Source organism: Agrococcus sp. UYP10 (assembly GCF_040547205.1).
GTDB lineage: Bacteria > Actinomycetota > Actinomycetes > Actinomycetales > Microbacteriaceae > Agrococcus > Agrococcus jenensis.
In genome coordinates this window covers 1-1,374 of the sequence record NZ_JBEPPG010000004.1, presented here as the reverse complement: position 1 = coordinate 1,374, position 1,374 = coordinate 1, and the positions used below count along the sequence as shown (strand labels likewise).

Sequence of the window (1,374 nt, the reverse complement as noted above, 5' to 3'; positions counted from 1 at the left end):
GCTGCAGTTCCCGACCGTCTATCGGGAACCACAAAGTGGACGCGAGCAGCAAGCTCATGTAGGTGTTATCAAATTATCGGCTTATTAGTACCGGTCAGCTTCATGGGTCTTTAGTCCCCACTTCCACATCCGGCCTATCAACCCAGTAGTCTGGCTGGGAGCCTCTCGCCCGAAGGCATGGAAGTCTCATCTTGAGGCCGGCTTCCCGCTTAGATGCTTTCAGCGGTTATCCATCCCGAACGTAGCTAATCAGCGGTGCTCCTGGCGGAACAACTGACACACCAGAGGTTCGTCCAACCCGGTCCTCTCGTACTAGGGTCAGATCCTCTCAAACTTCCTACGCGCGCAGCGGATAGGGACCGAACTGTCTCACGACGTTCTAAACCCAGCTCGCGTGCCGCTTTAATGGGCGAACAGCCCAACCCTTGGGACCTACTCCAGCCCCAGGATGCGACGAGCCGACATCGAGGTGCCAAACCATGCCGTCGATATGGACTCTTGGGCAAGATCAGCCTGTTATCCCCGAGGTACCTTTTATCCGTTGAGCGACAGCGCTTCCACAAGCCACTGCCGGATCACTAGTCCCGACTTTCGTCCCTGCTCCAGTTGTCACTGTCACAGTCAAGCTCCCTTGTGCACTTACACTCGACACCTGATTGCCAACCAGGTTGAGGGAACCTTTGGGCGCCTCCGTTACTTTTTGGGAGGCAACCGCCCCAGTTAAACTACCCACCAGGCACTGTCCCTGAACCGGATTACGGTTCGAAGTTAGATATCCAGAGTGACCAGAGTGGTATTTCAACATTGACTCCACCCGAACTAGCGTCCGGGCTTCACAGTCTCCCACCTATCCTACACAAGCCACACCGAACACCAATACCAAGCTGTAGTAAAGGTCACGGGGTCTTTCCGTCCTGCTGCGCGTAACGAGCATCTTTACTCGTAGTGCAATTTCGCCGAGTTCGCGGTTGAGACAGCTGGGAAGTCGTTACGCCATTCGTGCAGGTCGGAACTTACCCGACAAGGAATTTCGCTACCTTAGGATGGTTATAGTTACCACCGCCGTTTACTGGGGCTTAAATTCTGAGCTTCGCTTGCGCTAACCCTTCCTCTTAACCTTCCAGCACCGGGCAGGCGTCAGTCCGTATACATCGTCTTGCGACTTAGCACGGACCTGTGTTTTTAGTAAACAGTCGCTTCCCACTGGTCTCTGCGGCCTTCAAACGCTTCCGGCAGCTAGTGCCGTCACGCCTCAGGCCCCCCTTCTCCCGAAGTTACGGGGGCATTTTGCCGAGTTCCTTAACCACGATTCTCTCGATCTCCTTGGTATTCTCTACCTGACCACCTGAGTCGGTTTGGGGTACGGGTGACTAG

1 rRNA gene is annotated in these 1,374 nt (G+C 54.9%); it reads right to left on the bottom strand.

Features of this window, described 5'->3' with window-relative positions:
- Nucleotides 1–64: 64 nt before the first annotated feature.
- Nucleotides 65–1,374, bottom strand: a 23S ribosomal RNA gene (locus tag ABIB37_RS14375); the annotation flags it as partial.